General features: G+C 40.9%; 10 protein-coding genes and 1 riboswitch. Of the genes, 5 read left to right on the top strand and 5 right to left on the bottom strand.

What is annotated here, in order from left to right; all coding sequences use genetic code 11:
* Positions 1 to 169: 169 nt before the first annotated feature.
* Entirely contained in the window at positions 170 to 3,862 is a 3,693-nt protein-coding gene (locus V7659_RS07200; protein WP_335452823.1) for a polysaccharide deacetylase family protein, read from the bottom strand.
* A gap of 449 nt (positions 3,863 to 4,311) precedes the next feature.
* Here V7659_RS07200 and V7659_RS07195 point away from each other — a divergent pair, with 449 nt between their 5' ends.
* From V7659_RS07195 to V7659_RS07175, 5 genes are all read left to right on the top strand, one after another.
* Positions 4,312 to 4,788 carry a hypothetical protein gene (locus V7659_RS07195; RefSeq protein WP_335452820.1) on the top strand — a complete coding sequence of 159 codons (477 nt, stop codon included), beginning with the start codon at positions 4,312 to 4,314 and terminating at the stop codon, positions 4,786 to 4,788.
* 118 nt (positions 4,789 to 4,906) lie between these two features.
* Positions 4,907 to 5,009: riboswitch (TPP riboswitch) on the top strand.
* A gap of 111 nt (positions 5,010 to 5,120) precedes the next feature.
* Complete coding sequence (tenA, locus tag V7659_RS07190; protein WP_335452817.1) at positions 5,121 to 5,804, top strand: thiaminase II; 684 nt, start codon at positions 5,121 to 5,123, stop codon at positions 5,802 to 5,804.
* Positions 5,801 to 6,394, top strand: coding sequence for an ECF transporter S component (locus tag V7659_RS07185; protein WP_335452814.1), 594 nt, complete (start codon positions 5,801 to 5,803; stop codon positions 6,392 to 6,394). Before tenA ends, V7659_RS07185 begins: the two co-directional genes overlap by 4 nt.
* Complete coding sequence (locus V7659_RS07180; protein WP_335539049.1) at positions 6,378 to 7,943, top strand: ABC transporter ATP-binding protein; 1,566 nt, start codon at positions 6,378 to 6,380, stop codon at positions 7,941 to 7,943. Before V7659_RS07185 ends, V7659_RS07180 begins: the two co-directional genes overlap by 17 nt.
* Positions 7,940 to 8,677, top strand: a complete 738-nt coding sequence (locus V7659_RS07175; protein WP_335452809.1) for an energy-coupling factor transporter transmembrane component T family protein — start codon at positions 7,940 to 7,942, stop codon at positions 8,675 to 8,677. The genes V7659_RS07180 and V7659_RS07175 overlap by 4 nt, the downstream gene beginning before the upstream one ends.
* Positions 8,678 to 8,721: 44 nt before the next feature.
* On the opposite strand, the gene V7659_RS07170 is transcribed toward V7659_RS07175, so the two are convergent.
* The 4 genes from V7659_RS07170 to V7659_RS07155 all read right to left on the bottom strand — a co-directional run bounded on the left by V7659_RS07170 (position 8,722) and on the right by V7659_RS07155 (position 16,026).
* Positions 8,722 to 9,111: a VOC family protein gene (locus V7659_RS07170; protein ID WP_335452834.1), complete on the bottom strand. Its 390-nt coding sequence runs from the start codon at positions 9,109 to 9,111 to the stop codon at positions 8,722 to 8,724.
* A 96-nt stretch (positions 9,112 to 9,207) separates the two neighbouring features.
* Positions 9,208 to 10,446 (bottom strand): bifunctional diguanylate cyclase/phosphohydrolase, encoded by a 1,239-nt coding sequence (locus tag V7659_RS07165; protein WP_438825860.1) that lies wholly within the window; start codon positions 10,444 to 10,446, stop codon positions 9,208 to 9,210.
* 787 nt (positions 10,447 to 11,233) lie between these two features.
* The gene (locus tag V7659_RS07160; RefSeq protein ID WP_335452800.1) at positions 11,234 to 11,836 is read right to left on the bottom strand and encodes a DUF5317 domain-containing protein; all 603 of its coding nucleotides are present in this window, start codon (positions 11,834 to 11,836) and stop codon (positions 11,234 to 11,236) included.
* Between the two features lie 461 nt (positions 11,837 to 12,297).
* Positions 12,298 to 16,026 carry a S8 family serine peptidase gene (locus V7659_RS07155; RefSeq protein ID WP_335452797.1) on the bottom strand — a complete coding sequence of 1,243 codons (3,729 nt, stop codon included), beginning with the start codon at positions 16,024 to 16,026 and terminating at the stop codon, positions 12,298 to 12,300.
* Between the last annotated feature and the right edge of the window lie 242 nt (positions 16,027 to 16,268).

The following is a 16,268-nucleotide window of genomic DNA, read 5'->3' as shown; positions in this document are numbered from 1 at the left end:
TAATCAGGACTTGACTCTGGGGTACGTAACCTGATCCCCAAACTGATAAGTACGGACCCTCTAATCAGTAGCTTAAAGATTAATAAAATTGGTACTCAAAAACAGCACTACAAGTGCCCTTTTTTTGTATAAAAAAGGCCTTCCCCCAAAGGGAAAGACCTTAACGAACTTACATATTTTCATTCACCTTCACAATAGAAGTGTCCTGCGTTACATTGCCTTTGCGTTTTAATTTACCCCAGCCAACGGTTACACCCTTGATGGCAGAGAAGATCGATTTTACCACCACATAGGTCATCAGCTGTTTGTACAAGATTCGTTGTAGGAACAATGATACAAGCGGCTTTGGACTTTCTTTTTCCAATCGAAACGCATAGAGAGAAGTACAGAAATCCAGCAAGTAAAATAGGATAAATCCAATCGCCGCTTTTTCAGGATGCGGGTTAAAAAGGGCAAGAATGAACAATAAATCTGCAATAGGCGAAATGGTTTGATAAATATATTGGAACAGCCACATGTTTGGAAGGGCGACAAAACCTAATGAGGTATGCTTTTTATTGAATAAAGCGCCGCGATGTTTCCATAAGCATTGTAAGGTCCCATAAACCCAACGGTAACGCTGTTTTGCCAGACTATTAAGATCTTCCGGAACTTCTGTATAGGCATAGGCCTTTTCTTCAAATTCAATCGTTTTCCCCTGGCGTAACAGAGTAAGCGTGATATCCGTATCCTCTGCGAGGGTATCTTCTTGAAAGTATCCGGCTTCTTCAACCGCTGTCTTTCTCCAGGCACCAATGGCACCAGGTACAACGGTAATGCAATTGAGGGCAGCGAAGGCTCTTCTCTCAAGGTTAAAGCCGGTCACATATTCGATATGCTGCCAGTTTGTCAGGAGGTTCCCCTTATTGCCGACTTTTACATTCCCTGAAACGGCTGCGACATTTTCATTTTTAAAATGGTTCACCAGCAATGAAATCGCATTATCAGCGATGAGTGTATCCGCATCAAGTGCCACCACGATTTCCCCGTTCGCTTCTTTAAACCCAAGATTCACAGCAGAAGATTTTCCTCCATTGGTCTTTTTAATTAATCTGACGAGTGGATGGTTTGCATAAGTCTCTTGCACGACAGCTGCCGTATCATCTTTTGATCCATCGTCGATAATCAGGATTTCAAAAGCTGGGTAATCGCTCGCTAAAATCGAATCGACAGTTTTGCCTATGACTTTTTCCTCGTTATAGGCAGCAATCACGACACTGACAAATGGGGTAAAGTTAGGATCGATTTCTGTCTCTTTATACCTTTTGACTTGTTTTCTTGAAAGAAAAACAAAGACAACTAGTCGCAGGATTCCGATCACGATAGCTGAGTAGAAGAGAAAGCTTAATCCTAGGTGCCAGCCTTGGAGGACCTTGAATACAGCCCTGTCATAGACTAAATATGGGTTGTCCTGATTAGCTTCAGGCATAATTTGACTATCACTTTTTCCAATAAGATCTCCAATGGTGGTAAATGTGTAGCCGCGCTGTTTGAGCTCTTTAATGATCATCGGCAAGGCTTTTACCGTGTTAGAGCGGTCACCGCCGGCATCGTGCATCAAAATTACGTTACCTTCAGGCAGTTGATTCAATACCCGCTTGAGAATCTCATTGCTAGAAAGTCCTTGCCAATCATCCGAGTCAATTAATTCAGCGACTGTCGTATAACCCATCTTCTGTGCTCGCCAAATTGGCTCCAGTTCACTCTTTGTGTTTGGTTCCCCATCAGCAGCATATGGCGGACGGAAAAGGGTCATCGAATGACCTGTAATTTCTTGATACAAGCGCTGATTTGCATTGAGCTCCCTCTTTGTTTGATCTGGTGTGATCGATGCAATATTTGGATGGGTAAAGGTATGGTTGCCAATTTCATGGCCATCTTCAAACATCTTTTTCACCAGTTGGGGATGCTGCGTCGCGTTCTCACCGAGGATAAAAAAGGTTGCTTTTATATGGTTCTTTTTCAAGATGTCTAATATTTGTGGTGTATAAGTTGGATCCGGACCGTCATCAAAGGAAAGGACAATTTCCTTTGATGACGGTTTACCATACCGCTCTACCACAATAGGTTTTGGCAATTTAACATACGTTTCAGTTTGAATCATCCCTTGTCCATCCAAGTGAATCGTTCTGTTCCCATTTTCTGATTGAGAAGCAATTTTTAAAATCTCGCCAGCACCTGTAAAGTGAACAGGCTTAGGGCTGACCAAGGTTTTAAGGGCATTAGTTGGATCGTTTACTTCCTTTGGTTTATTCAGGTAATTCCAGATGGAAGAATCTTCAGAACCGAGGCGCCAAACCGCAATTCCTTTCGAACCATGATCAATTGCTGTCTGCATTTGATTATAGAAGGTAGCACCATCTAAAAACCAAACGGTATGGTTTTTACCCTTTAATTTGTATCGTAAATAAGGGTTTCCTGTTTGTTTATTCCAATGGATTTGGAGGTTGTTGCCTATTCCTAAATTCATGATATCGTCGAACGTCATTGTTTTGGCGGGCAGATTGGAATTTTCTTCCCAGTCGTACCCGAAACTTCCCAAACTTACAATCAATTTTTCGGAAGGAATATTGAGCTGTTTTAAGTTCTCTTCAACCCAGTCAGTTGGTGCCACAGGCCCAGGCTTACTCATGGCATGGTGCTGGTCATATATCATGACAATCATCCGATCCACATTTGTTGCTAGTTCAGCATAGTTAAAACTATTGTTGTTCGGCGGAACATCCAGTGTAACCATGAGACCGTGTTGATGAAAGGCCTCATAAGCTTTACCGATAAATCGTGTGAAATTCACTTTGTCATTTGGATTGATTTCCTCAAAGTCGATATTGATTCCGTCAAAGTCATTAGCTCTCACATAGTCCAGCATCTTTTTTATAAAAAGATCTTCCGCACCAGGAGTGGCAAATAAGCGGTGAAGAACTTCGCCATCCCATTTATTATTAGTAAAATTATTCACTAAAGGGAGAATCTTTATATTATGGGCTTTGGCCAGTTTAACAATCGACTTGTCCGTGCTGGTATTAAGGGTAAGCCCATGTGTAAGCTGCATCCACCCCGGTACTAATGTGGTAATTGAATCAATATTCTTTTTAAAAGATGTGTGGCTGTTTTTGTCCCAATCGACGTAAAAACCATAAACTTCTTGTTTTTGGTGCAATTGCCCAATCTGTTTTTGATTAGCAAGGGAAGGTGTCGTTTTTTGTATCTGAGTGGCGAGCTGAGCTTCATTGAAACTTGTATTAATTGGCTCAATTCCGCTCTTTGCTACGCTGTTATCCAGTTGCAGACCAGGAAATTCTGGGTTGGTATTCAGGCTTTCGATAAAAATTGTCGACACTAAAATAATTAAAACGGCAAAGCCTGTACCCATTCGTTTGATAATGGACCAGCGTCTTTTGGCGGGATCAAGGAAAACATGGTCTTGATTTCTCTCTCTCTTTTTCAAACCTAAATTGTAAAACCAATGGAAGAAAAAGTAGCAAACAAGACCAATCAGTCCTCCTAGGACTGCAGGTGCAATGGATTGTGAAAGTTGTATTTTCGATTTTATGGTCGAAATTAACCAGGTATTTTCTAATCGACTTAAATCAAGGATGGGTAAATGATTCATTTTCGGAATGAAAATAGGAATCAACGTTCCCAGGAATAAGGCGATGATATTTAGACGTAACAAAAGTGAGAGAACCACCAATAGTGGGATTCGTAAACTATCTAAAGGCAAAAACCCTAAGAAAAAACCAAGTGTGCTTGCCACCGCTCCAGCATTTCCAGTGACAGGGGCAAATAAGGACCTAACAATCCACCTGAAAATTCGATTCACATAGATTCCTCCTATAGGTGTAGTGTTGTTCTATTTTAATAGATTGATATTTTAGATAATGTCCCGCAATAGCGAAAGGAATTTTCGACAAAAAATGACCATCTCCAAAAACTTAGGTAGTCATGTAAAGATTTTGGGGGTAGGGGGAAAAGTTCTTACAGTTTTTAAATGGTAATTGAGGGTATTTTTTTATATTCTAGGCCGTATGTATAATTTGATGCTGAACGAAATGGACGGCTACTAATAACATATCTAAGGAACTTATTACATATTTTTGAAGAATTATGACATATTTTATGAGCCTAATGACATATTTTAGGACTCTTATGACCTGTTTTAGGAAACTTACGACATTAATTGGAAATTAATTGGAATTTTTGGCGTAAATAGGTATGTTTTTTACTAAAAATGGAAATTTTAAATGTATTCATACCTAAGGAGTTAACTAAATGGTCGGGATTATTATAGCAGTCATCCTATTTAACCTCATTGCATTAAAAGTAAAAAAACGGTTAACCAGAAGTGAGATGCTGCAGATTTGGTTATTTACATCGCTATTCCAACTGATGTTTGATTTATTTATCAGTTTGAAATATCACGGGTACTGGTACTTCAACAAAGGTATTGATTTTGGATCTCTGCCTGTGTATTTATGTATAGTCCCACCCGTTAATATTATTTTTTTAAATATCTATCCTTTAAAAAGCACATTATGGAGACAAATTTTATTTTTTTTAGCATGGAATGTTGGAATCGTTCTCTATGAGATCATCACGTTATTGCCGGAGCCATGGGGATATTTCCATTATGGTTGGTGGAAGTTGTATCACTCGGTGATTATCAATCCCTTTCTCCTTTTCATTTTATTGGGGTTCTATAAATTGGTTAGTCGATTAGAACGTGAGGGTGTTGTTAAACAAATATAGTGGAAAATTGGTGAAGTTTCTCCTTAAACTATAGGACGTTTTGTTTGTTTTTATCCTTAGGATAGTAATTGATTGACAACATTAACCAGTGGGTGTAGAGTGAAGATTAAATTTATAGGAAGACCACTAGGGGAGCCACTTTTGGCTGAGACGAGATTAATCTTGGACCCTTTGAACCTGATCTAGTTCATACTAGCGTAGGAAAGTGGAGTCTGTGTATGGATAAATACAATTATTCTGCCGCTCCATTTTTGGAGCGGTTTTTTCGTGTTGGAATAGTTAGCCGCTCCCTTTAGTGTCTTCCCATAAAAACCAATAAGGGGGAGAAATATATGAGTTTTTCAGCAGAATTAAGAAGAGAAGCCGATCCTATTTTCGAGGCGATTTTTGAGCATCCTTTTGTCCAAGGAATAGCCAATGGGGAATTAAAAAAGGAACAATTGATTCATTATGTTAACCAGGACTTTGAATATTTGAATTCCTTTATTCGAATCTATGGTATAGCAGTTTCCAAGTGTGAGAATCGGGAAGATATGGATATGTTTAATCAGCAGATTTCCTTTATATTGAACAGTGAAACCCATCCACATCATAACTTTTGTCAAGTAGCCGGTGTTCCCTACGAGGTATTACAGGGTTATTCGTTAGCACCCTCTGCCCTTCATTACACACGTCATATGCTTACCGTTGCACACGAAGGAACACTAGGGGAAATTTTAGCTGTGTTACTGCCCTGTCCGTGGACGTACTGGGAAATTGGGAAAAGGTTATTATCTGAGGTGAATCCCGATCGCTCTCACCTTTTTTATGATTGGATCAGTTTTTATGGAAATCGTACAGATTCGATTACAACAAAGTTTTGTGCCCGTCTTGATGAGTGGGTAAAGACAGCAACGGAGAGAGAAAAGGAAAAGATGAAGGAGCATTTCTTACTCAGTTGTCAGCTTGAATATATGTTTTGGGATATGGCTTATAGACTCGAAGAATGGCCTGTGAAAATGGAGGCAGTGAAATGAAGACATGGAAGATGAAAGAAGTCGTACTTGCTGTCATTCTGGCAGTGGCGTGTGGAGTGATCTATTTAGGGTGGTCGACACTCTGGATTCCTATTTCCGCTCTTGTCGGGCCGGTGGGCGCAGGTTTTATGTTTGGCATTTGGGTGATTGCTAGTCCAATAGTCGCGTATATTATCAGAAAACCGGGAGCGGCGTTTATTGCAGAGGTGGCAGCGGCCGCAGTCGAGCTCTTAACAGGAAGTCATTTTGGACTGTCCGCCCTTTTAGTCGGTGTCTTTCAAGGGATTGGATCAGAAATTGCCTTCGCCCTTTTTGGATATAAACGCTACAACCTTTTTACTTTAATGCTATCTGGTGCTTTTGCAGCGATTGGCAGTATGATTTATAACTTAATCGCCAACGGTTTTGGATTTTACACGACGGAAGTGTTTTTCATTACCCTAGGAATTCATGTCATCAGCGGAATCATTCTCGGTGGTGGATTAGCAAAGGTCGTTGTCGATACACTCGCAAAAACAGGTGTGTTAGAACAATATGAATTGATGAAGGAAAAAAGGAAAAGGGAAAACGTCAATGTTTCTGGGATGTAAGGATCTTTCCGTTCGTTTTTATAATCGCACTGAAGAAATCCTCAGTAATATTACCTTGTCAATCAATCAAGGGGAGAAAGTATTAATATTAGGGCCGAATGGGAGTGGGAAATCTACATTGGTTTCCACTCTTGCAGGGATCATCCCTGAGCATTTGGAGGCAGAGCTAAGTGGTGAGGTATGCTGCCGGAAAAATGCAGGGGTTATGTTTCAAGATCCTGATTCCCAATTTTGTATGCTTCACGTCGATGAAGAAATTGCCTTTAGTCTCGAAAATCGTTCGATTCCCCGAAACGAAATGGACCCAATGATTGCTGACTTAATGGATAAAGTAGGTCTAATGGTAGATAAAAAAACACCGATTGAAACGCTATCAGGCGGGATGAAACAACGACTGGCATTAGCATGTTTACTTGCATTAGAACCAGAAGTCCTCTTCTTTGATGAACCAACCGCTCAGCTCGACCCTAAAGGGCGAAATGAGATCTTTGGTTTATTGAGGCATTTAGCCGAAAAAACCAACCATACGATGGTATTTGTCGAACATGTCTTAGACGGCTGCATCGAATGGATGGACCGAGTCATTATCCTGAATGAGCGAGGAAGAATTATTGGGGATGGGAAACCAAAAGAGATGCTGCTCCAATTTAATCAACAAATAAAAGAAGCGGGGATTTGGCGTCCTAAGTTGTTTCCTTACAAATGGGAGGAGGTCGTTCAAAATCCTTCGCACCTTCTATCTATTAAACTTATTAATAGGATAAAAACGAAACCGGGCTTTCAAGGCGATGTTTTACTCCGCACCGAACATGTTGAAATTGGCTATGGGAAGAAGACCGTTGTAAGTGATATAGATGTAAAAATCCATAAAGGGGAATGGATTTCCATCGTCGGTGGAAATGGAAGTGGGAAAAGTACCTTTTTAAAAAGTCTAAACCGTTTGGAGCTGCTAAAGAAAGGAAAAATTTACTTTCAAGATAAGGAATTAAAAAAATGGCCAGACCGTCAATTATATGAACAAGCTGGCTTTGTTTTTCAAAATCCTGAACATCAATTCATTACCGACACGGTATTTGATGAAGTTGCTTTTGGCGGCCGGCAACGGAATTGGCCTGAAGAGTTGATTCATATGAAAACCATCGAGTTGTTACAGGAGTTTGGATTAGAATCGTATCAAGATGCACACCCATATTCGCTAAGTTTGGGGCAGAAGCGGCGGTTAAGTGTGGCGACGATGTTATTGTTTGATCAAGCTTTACTATTGCTTGATGAACCAACATTTGGTCAGGATGAAAAAACAGCGAAAGAACTGATTCAGCGTTTAAAGAAAAGGCAGGAGCAGGGAACAACGATCGTCATGGTAACACATGATATGGATGTAGTGGATCGTTATTCTGATCAAGTCATTCACTTTAACAAGGGAAGAGTATCCTATCAAGGGACACCCTATGGTTTATTTTCAGAGCCAAGTCTTTTACGTGAAAGTGCGTTAATTCCCCCACTACATTACCAATTGTTGCATGCACGAAAGGAGGGGGTTTTGGTATGAAGGCGAACGATTCCTTCCTTGCTGCGCTCAATCCTGCTTGTAAGCTGTTTGCTCATTTGATCGTTATGTTTCTGTTAATGACGATCACCAATCCAAAGCTGACGTTTTTGATTTGGTTCCTTGGTGTCTTCATCGGTATTTTTTTAGGTGGATGGAAGATTTCTTACCTTTTAAAAAGACTTCTCCCTTATATCGTTTTTTTTATTCTTGTATTTTGGATGATGGCGGCATTTGGAGAAGGAGAAGAGACAATTTGGAAATGGGCTTGGTTCCATATCACGATGGAGAGTATGAATCATGGCTTAACAATCGCATTAAGGATGTTAGCGTTTGTCACGTATGGATTGTTATTTACCTCTACCACAGACATCACGTTGCTCATCATGAGTTTCATTCATCAATGTAAACTTTCACCGAAATGGGCGTATGGATTACTAGCTGGGTTCCGCTTTATCCCACTCTTCCAATCTGAACTAACCCAAATGAAAATGGCTCATAAAGTCAGAGGTTACAATCAAAAAAATAGTTGGAAAGCGTTTATGAGGTACGCTTTGCCACTGTTTACGCAAGGGATAAGAAAATCAGAACGAATAGCAATTGCCATGGAGGCGCGTGGTTTTACGGGTACAAGGGATAGAACTTATTACCAAACAACTAAACTAGCAGCGAAAGACTTCGGCTATTTACTTTCGTTACTTATCGTTACTTGGGGGATAATGATTTTTATAGAATAAATAAAAGGGGAGAAGTGTTCACACGCTTCTCCTTTTTGGCTTTCCTATAGGTCTGTTTGTTCGACGTTTAGTTCAATGAGATTTCCATCTGGGTCGGCACAGAAGATTTGTGCAAAACCGCTCATGCTCTTGGTTTTTTCTAATAGTTCAACTTCCTTACTTTTCAACCAATTCAACGTAGCATCGTAATCTTTCACTCGAAGAGCAAAATGGCCTTCGCGGCTGCTCAGGCGTTTATCTTGGCGAATGGTTTGGGATGTCGGAAGAACGATGAGATGGAGCTGTTGTCCCTCTATTTCATACCAGGCACCAGGAAAATCAAAATTCGGGCGCTGGATTTCTTTTAAACATAGGACGTTGCTATAAAAATGCTTGGCTTTTTCTAAATTGGTCACCGTTAGGCTCACATGGTGGAGGCATTCATATTGAATCACGGCAGTCAGCTCCTTTATCAATTTATTACCATCATACCATAGAGGAGTCGGACGGATTTATATAAAAAAAACAGGCATATAGCCTGGCTTAGGTTTCTAATTCACGATACTTGCGGCAACCTCTTTGTGCTGTTCATCCCCCGAGCTTTCGAACTCCTTGATCATCGCAATAAATGGTTCGATGAATTGAGGATCAAATTGTTTTCCTGAACAGTGGCGTAACTCGGCGATTGCTTCTTGAAAGGTTTTTGTTTTTTGATAGGGCCGTTCTGTCGTCATTGCATCAAAGGAATCGATCACGCAGAGAATTCGCGCCAGTTTCGGGATCGATTTTCCCGCTAGCCCATATGGATAGCCATTCCCATCATATCGCTCATGATGAAGTTCAACGAGTGGAATCAAATCTTCTAATTTCTTATTGGTTGAAATGATATCTTTTCCATAGGTTACGTGTTTTTTCATAAATTCCCATTCGTGAGGGTCGAGACTCTCTTTTTTATTTAAAATATCACGCGGGATTTCAATTTTTCCAATGTCATGGACAAGCGCCCCGAGAATCAATGTTTTGCGCTCATGGGCACTTAGATTAAGCATTCGTGAGAAATCGACCGCATATTGGTAGACGCGCTTGCTATGGCGATAGGTGTAAACATCCTTGGAAAGGAAGATTTTTAATTGGAATTCTGCCTCCTCTAGTTCTTTTTCAAGCGAAAGAGATCGTTGTACGGTGTATTCCGAATGCCCATTGTAAATCTGGACAAGGTTTTTTCCTTGGTTTTTCGCTGCATACATCGCTTGGTCTGCTTTATTAAGAAGTTCAGAAATACTGTAGGTTTCTTTTTCACATTCAGCAATCCCCGATGAAAAGGACAAGCAGCCATAGGGGAGACCTTCCACGCCTTTATAGTGGGTGTCATTTACTTTCTTCCTCAATTCATTCATGAACGAATAAGCAGTCTTTCGGTTGGTATTGGGCATGATGATTGAAAACTCTTCACCGCCATAGCGGGCAACGATATAGTTTGCTGCATCAGAACTGGCTTTCAAAAGGGAACCAAATTCTTGGAGCAGATGATCCCCTTGAATATGCCCGTACAGATCGTTGTACTTTTTAAAATCATCAATGTCCATGATGACCACACACAAAGGCTGATCATTTTCCTTCGCAGCAGTTACTTCTTTTTCCAATATTTCTTTAAAGTACCCGTGGTTATTAAGACCGGTCAGTGTATCTTTGTTGGCTTTATCAAGGGTTTCCTGAAACAAACGGAAATGTTGATTAAAGGCGACTGATAAAAGAATGGCAATACAAACAAATAAGAAAAGACCAAACATATTTTTACTGAAGATTAATATTCCAAAAACAATGGACATTAATAAGGTCGTTAAATAACTAACTAAAAAGGACTTATCTTTTAACATACCAGAAAAGATATTAGTGATTTTATCCTTATGTAACAAAAAGAAATAAATCCCGATAAATAGTATATTAAGAATAAAATAGGAACTTAATGAAAGTATGTACGGGAATAGATTATTGGTAAAAATCTCGCCGACTCTGCCGCCAAGCAGAATAAAAAGATGATAGGAAAAAGTAACCATCATACAGTAAATTGCAAAGTTAAATAGATGCTTCCACCAAGCTACTTTCTTTTGGTAAACCGCATAAANNATGATGGAGTTAATAATTAAGATATCTAAGGTAAAGCTTAAGCCAAATAGGAAAATACTCGCCATGTAAATCGAAGAATCCATTGACGTTGAATTTCCTTCGGGGGGAATCGGAATCGTATAATGGTTGAGAAGTAGAATTGCACCAATAAAGGAAAATTTAATCACAGTTTCAGAGGTTGAATTAAAATTGAAATGGTTAGATACCAAAAAGAAAAAGCATCCGATAATGGAGACAATTATTAAATAAAGATTAGCTGGTTTTATTATTCTATCCATTTTCCTATCACTCTTATCTTAAATATTTAAAGGGAGAAGTCAAAATAGACAGCAGGTTTCTCCCTTTACGTTTAATTATATTAGTTTCCAACCAGATGTTAAAGCAATAATCATAGATGCTAGAATGATAGCATTTACTAAAACACTAGTTAATTTGATTCCATCACGTTTTTCACTTTTCATTTATTTCACCTCCTTTAATAATAACGGAGGTTTCTACACTCTTTTTTGCAGCAGGATGTTTTAGCATGAGGAATTGGATGTAAATAAAAATGCCAATATTCATAATCACATCGCCGATACTAATGATCTGGGTCCGTGGATATGGATTGGATAGAGGAATAATATCTCCCAAAAATCCGAGGTTAGTAGAACTTGTTAACATTTGATGTTTAGCATACAAAGTTTGTTTGAGGGTTTCGACATACCTAGGTTCTAAAACGGATGCTGCTTCCATCGAAACTGGCATCCTGCCGCCATTGACAGCGATTACTAAAAAGTTCAGGAATACACCGATTAATATTAGAATAAAGCCTGGGTCCTTGCGGTTTATAAATAAAAATAGTAAACCGAGTACATATACTACTATGTAGATTGATCCGCTGATTTGTCCTAAAGATTTAATATCATTTTGGAGCATAAATACTGCTAATTCAACAACTAATAGGAGTGGGAAAATCCAGCCCCATTTGAGCTTTAACTGAGCTAGTGCACGTAAATTCCCTTTTCGCAGGAAACCTACTATTAATGAAAAGAGGATGCCGTCAAATACCATAGTTGTTACCCACCTATGCTAGAATATATAAAAATGTTCAAAAATTCAACGAAGGAAAAATATTCCCACAATAATATAATCAAAGAAAATATTAAAATACAAGTGGTTATCGTGCTGATTTTATGAATAATTTGTGTATTTATGAAAGTATTTGGAGAAATAGGGGCGAATTTCAACCAGGCCCATCTAATTATGAGGAAATATAGGATATTTCCTGCGAAATATTTTCGCGTATTTCGACTATTTCCCTCTACTCTTAGCATGAGAATTCCTTACAAATACATAATTTATGCTGTTTTAATCAAACTTTTGATTAGATAGACTATATGTTATTTAGTCGAATGTAGGTTGTTTAGTGACCACATTTCCTAAAGAGCTTACTTACTGTTGCCAGTAAGCCATCTAAATAAAAAAGGCATCCTATTCGAAAATTCATAGGATACCTTTTAAATATATNNATATTACTTTAACCCATAGGCCTTAATAACTTCCTGTCTAATGCTATTACCTGCATCATCCCAGGCGCTGGCACGGAGGGAGACGTAGCTTCCAGGTGTTTTTGGATGGGTAATGTCAGCTATCCAGCCATCAGCTTCACGAACCAACTCTACCTTTTTCCACGATTGGCCTTCGTCAAAAGAAACTTCTAGAGTAGCACCGTTCACTTTGCCGTTTTCTGGTGCGCCAGGGATTTGAACTGCACTTAAACCTAGCTGAATAGTGCGTCCTGCCTTCGAATTCCCGTTCATGTCAGTAGCTACCTTATAATCTAGCGAAAGCAGAGGTAAATTTGTCTTCCATTCTTCTTGCTTCTTGGACCAGAATGTCCACTCGGTATGTGTACGAACGGAAGTATCCCAGCGTTCCGGATCGCGGGAAACATCACTGACTAATCGGTACTGGGTATTTTCAGTTGGGTGCTCCTTAAAAGAGTATAGTGCCTGTCCTTTTGCTTCCTTCACAAGCGTATCACCCTGATAAAACTTAAGTGTTTGTGGTCCTGGATATTCTGTGTCTGTTCCCGTGTGCCCTAATCCTGAATCAGCAAACGCAGGAATATTGAACGTAAAGCTGTTATTTGTACGATATGGTACCCAGAAACCAGCACCTAAGCGCGGTCGAACCACTGGAGAAAACCATTCTTCCTCTAAATTCTGGCCTGGTTTATATTTTGTCACTGGCTGACGTACTTCCCACTCTGCATCAAGCACGCTTGCTTGATGGTACCAAGATGTGCCTTCTTGAGCCGACACCCATTCTGTTCGTACCGATGGCAGGGATAAAGTCTGCGTAAATCCTACGCCATTTGGGCGGTATGCAGGAATATCCCAGCGGAACTCCCCGCCTGATGCTTCGCGGTCGGATTTATACTGGGTATTAATTTTTACAAGATCCTTAGGTTTAGGTGCATAGGTTACATCTTCTGGAATGGCATGATCGTGGTTGTCGATCAAATCATATACGTAATCACTATCAGGATTTCCATTAACGTTTAGTTTCGCATTTCCAGAACGAGCAGCCTTAATCAACTCTGCACCGTCTGTTCCACTAATAGCTGCTACCGCAATTGGAACTTCCGTATACTCTTCGGTCCCAGACCATTCACTTAATTCTTTTGGTCCATCGTTTACGGTAATTAACAATTTCGCTCCAGCTGCAGTCGCGGCTGTTGCACGCTTCACCCCTGATACTTCATCACTGCGTTCAACAATTACTGCTTTATCCTTCACATTTAGACCAGTGTAATCTTCTGGTGCACCTTTGCCAGCATAAACAGCATCCAACACATCATGTCCTTTAAAGAGTGTGCTTCCTACCTGAGGAATATCATCTAATACTTGGCCGCGGAAGTTTATCGTCAATACTGGTTCTGTCAGGCGCCAGCGTGTGTTAATTGTGAACTCTCCATCTTTTACTGCTTTGGTTGGAACAGCGTACATCTTATCGGTCCAAACAGGCAGGAGGTAGAGGTCATTGACGGGGTTCCCATTAATCGTACGGAAGTATTCCATTTTTCGGAAAGTTGGTTCACTTTCATTTGGCACTTTCGCTGTGATTTCATTTGCTTTCCGGGCATCAAGTTCAACTGTTTTTGGTCCATCTAGCTTAACTTCAGGGTCACCGACAAGTGCAACCCCGGCGTGATCCGTATCAGCATCGACATCCATCAAGGACATCACGGAATAGGTGTCAGGCACCAGTCGTAATTCCTTTGTTCCATCGACAGCGATAAACTGCGGATCTCCATTCGGACCTGGGACATTGATGTAAGCAAGAGCAGGGGAACCGTCACGGTCGATAGCTTTGATGGTTAGTGGATACTTTTCCTCTTCTTTGATCATACCTAAGGCAGTATGGGCAACGGTCTTACCTTCTAAATTGGCTGAGATCTGTCCTTGATAGCGGGCACCAAGAGCGCCAAACTGCGGGTCAAGGGTTACAGTTACTTTTGTACTCCCATGTGCAGGAACGGTCACTTTGTCTGTTGAAAGCTTTAGCAATCCAGCAGGGGCATCTGAACCATCACCATCCGTAAAGTTTGCGGACAGATCCAGTGTTACTTCCTTATCGCTATCGTTCGTATACGTAATGGTCTTCTCTACAGGGACATCTCCTTCATGCGGCCAGTCATAGAAGCCAAAATCCAATGATCCAGTTGCACGAACTGTACCCAATGTGGCGGCTGCCACATCAAGGCGTCCGGTTCCACCCTCAAATGGTTTAATATCGTAGAGTTTCTTTGTTGTACTCATCAGTGCATCTTTCAGTTCAGCCCCGTTCCAATCTGGATGACGCTGGGAGAGAATCGCTGCTGCTCCAGCCACATGTGGTGTGGCCATTGACGTACCGTCCATCGTCAAATAATCGCCGCTGCCTTGTGCAGTATATTGAGAGCGAGCCGCTTTAATTCCTACACCAGGTGCGGTTAGATCAGGCTTTAATCCCGAACTGCCAAACCGTGGTCCCTTAGAGGAGAACCAAGCAAGATTATCAGATTTATCAACCGCACCAACTGTAAGGGCAGAATCTGCCGCTCCTGGTGAGCCAATGCCTTCAGCACCAGTGTTCCCGGCAGCGATAACAAACAGGGAACCTGTTTCTTCACTTAGGTTATTGACGGCTTGAGCCATCGGATCAGTGCCATCACTTGACTCACTGCTTCCCAAACTCATGCTGACGATTTTGGCTTTGTGTGCAGCCCATTCCATTCCATCGATAATCCAAGAATCCTGACCGAAGCCTTCATTACTAAGCACTTTTCCTACTAGGAGGCGTGCTCCTGGAGCTACCCCTTTGTTGAGACCTCCAGATGCTGCTCCTGTTCCAAGTACAGTAGAAGCTACATGGGTACCGTGTGCATGATGGTCGAGCGCATCTTCACCTGGAACAAAACTCACGGCTTCTTCCAACTGACCTGCTACATCGGGATGCTCTGTATCGATACCTGTGTCAAGGACAGCTACCTTAACGCCTTTTCCATCGTAACCGGCATTCCAAGCAGTAGGTGCTCCAATCTGTGGGACACTTTGTGCGAGTGTGGCTTCAACTTTGCCATCTAGCCAGATCTTCTCAATTCCTGGGGCCAAGACTGCCTTTTCGGTCTTAGATGGCTGAGGATTTTTCGTAATGTCTTGCCAGAACTTTTTGGCTTCCTTTTTATCTGCCGAAAGTGCTGCCCCGTGAATGCTCTCAAGTTCATGCGTTTTCTTAGAACCTTTCGGGATCGGTTTGGATGCGGATGACTTCGTTTTCGATTGTGCATATTGAACGATGACAGGCAATGTGTTTTGGCTGGCATCATCATAGCCGTCTGAAATAAGGGATGTGACATTAAATAAATCTTTATCTAAAAAACCGGAAGCTAAATAGGGCATTGCTTGATCTGGGATTACATATGTATCCTTGGCAATGGTCAGGATCCGCGCTCCACTTTGTGCAGGATCAGCCGGTGCCACACTAATGACACTTTTTCCATCTGCTAGTTCTGTCACCGTGACAACATCGCCGGTAATCAGCGTAATCACATGCTTGTCCTTATTTGCTAACACATTCAAGGCGGGTACATCCGCAGTTGTCTTAGGTAAGAGACTCTTAGGCGAGTCATCAGCAAACGCCTGAATTGTTGGAACGGCTATGAGAGCAGTGGTCATCATCGCCGCAAAATATTTCTTAAAGGTTGGCTTCCTCATTTTTCACATTCCCCTCTTCTGATAATTTTTTTGTTTACTAGAATTGATACTCCTCCTTAAAGAAATGGTCTATCTAGTTAAAAAGTATAGAGTGATTTTACTAGACTGTTTATCGGGAAAATTCCTATTTTTATGGGGGGATGGAAGCGGGACTTTCGATGCTATTTTTAAAAGAAAGGGGTTTAAATCCTAGCAATTTTAATCCATCAACTTGGGACAATTTGATCGACTCGACAAAAAAA

It is taken from the genome of Neobacillus drentensis, assembly GCF_036966985.1.
GTDB classification, from domain to species: domain Bacteria; phylum Bacillota; class Bacilli; order Bacillales; family Cytobacillaceae; genus Neobacillus; species Neobacillus drentensis_E.
Note: the sequence above shows the minus strand (reverse complement) of the source record. Positions and strands in the feature narration are given on the sequence as shown.

Excerpts from the sequence above, each read along its gene's own strand:
- V7659_RS07160 (WP_335452800.1), bottom strand. The coding sequence starts at position 11,836 with ATGGTATTTGACGGCATCCTCTTTTCATTAATAGTAGGTTTCCTGCGA.
- tenA (WP_335452817.1), top strand. The coding sequence starts at position 5,121 with ATGAGTTTTTCAGCAGAATTAAGAAGAGAAGCCGATCCTATTTTCGAG.
- V7659_RS07175 (WP_335452809.1), top strand. The coding sequence starts at position 7,940 with ATGAAGGCGAACGATTCCTTCCTTGCTGCGCTCAATCCTGCTTGTAAG.
- V7659_RS07195 (WP_335452820.1), top strand. The coding sequence starts at position 4,312 with ATGGTCGGGATTATTATAGCAGTCATCCTATTTAACCTCATTGCATTA.
- V7659_RS07180 (WP_335539049.1), top strand. The coding sequence starts at position 6,378 with ATGTTTCTGGGATGTAAGGATCTTTCCGTTCGTTTTTATAATCGCACT.
- V7659_RS07165 (WP_438825860.1), bottom strand. The coding sequence starts at position 10,446 with ATGTTTGGTCTTTTCTTATTTGTTTGTATTGCCATTCTTTTATCAGTC.
- V7659_RS07155 (WP_335452797.1), bottom strand. The coding sequence starts at position 16,026 with ATGAGGAAGCCAACCTTTAAGAAATATTTTGCGGCGATGATGACCACT.
- V7659_RS07185 (WP_335452814.1), top strand. The coding sequence starts at position 5,801 with ATGAAGACATGGAAGATGAAAGAAGTCGTACTTGCTGTCATTCTGGCA.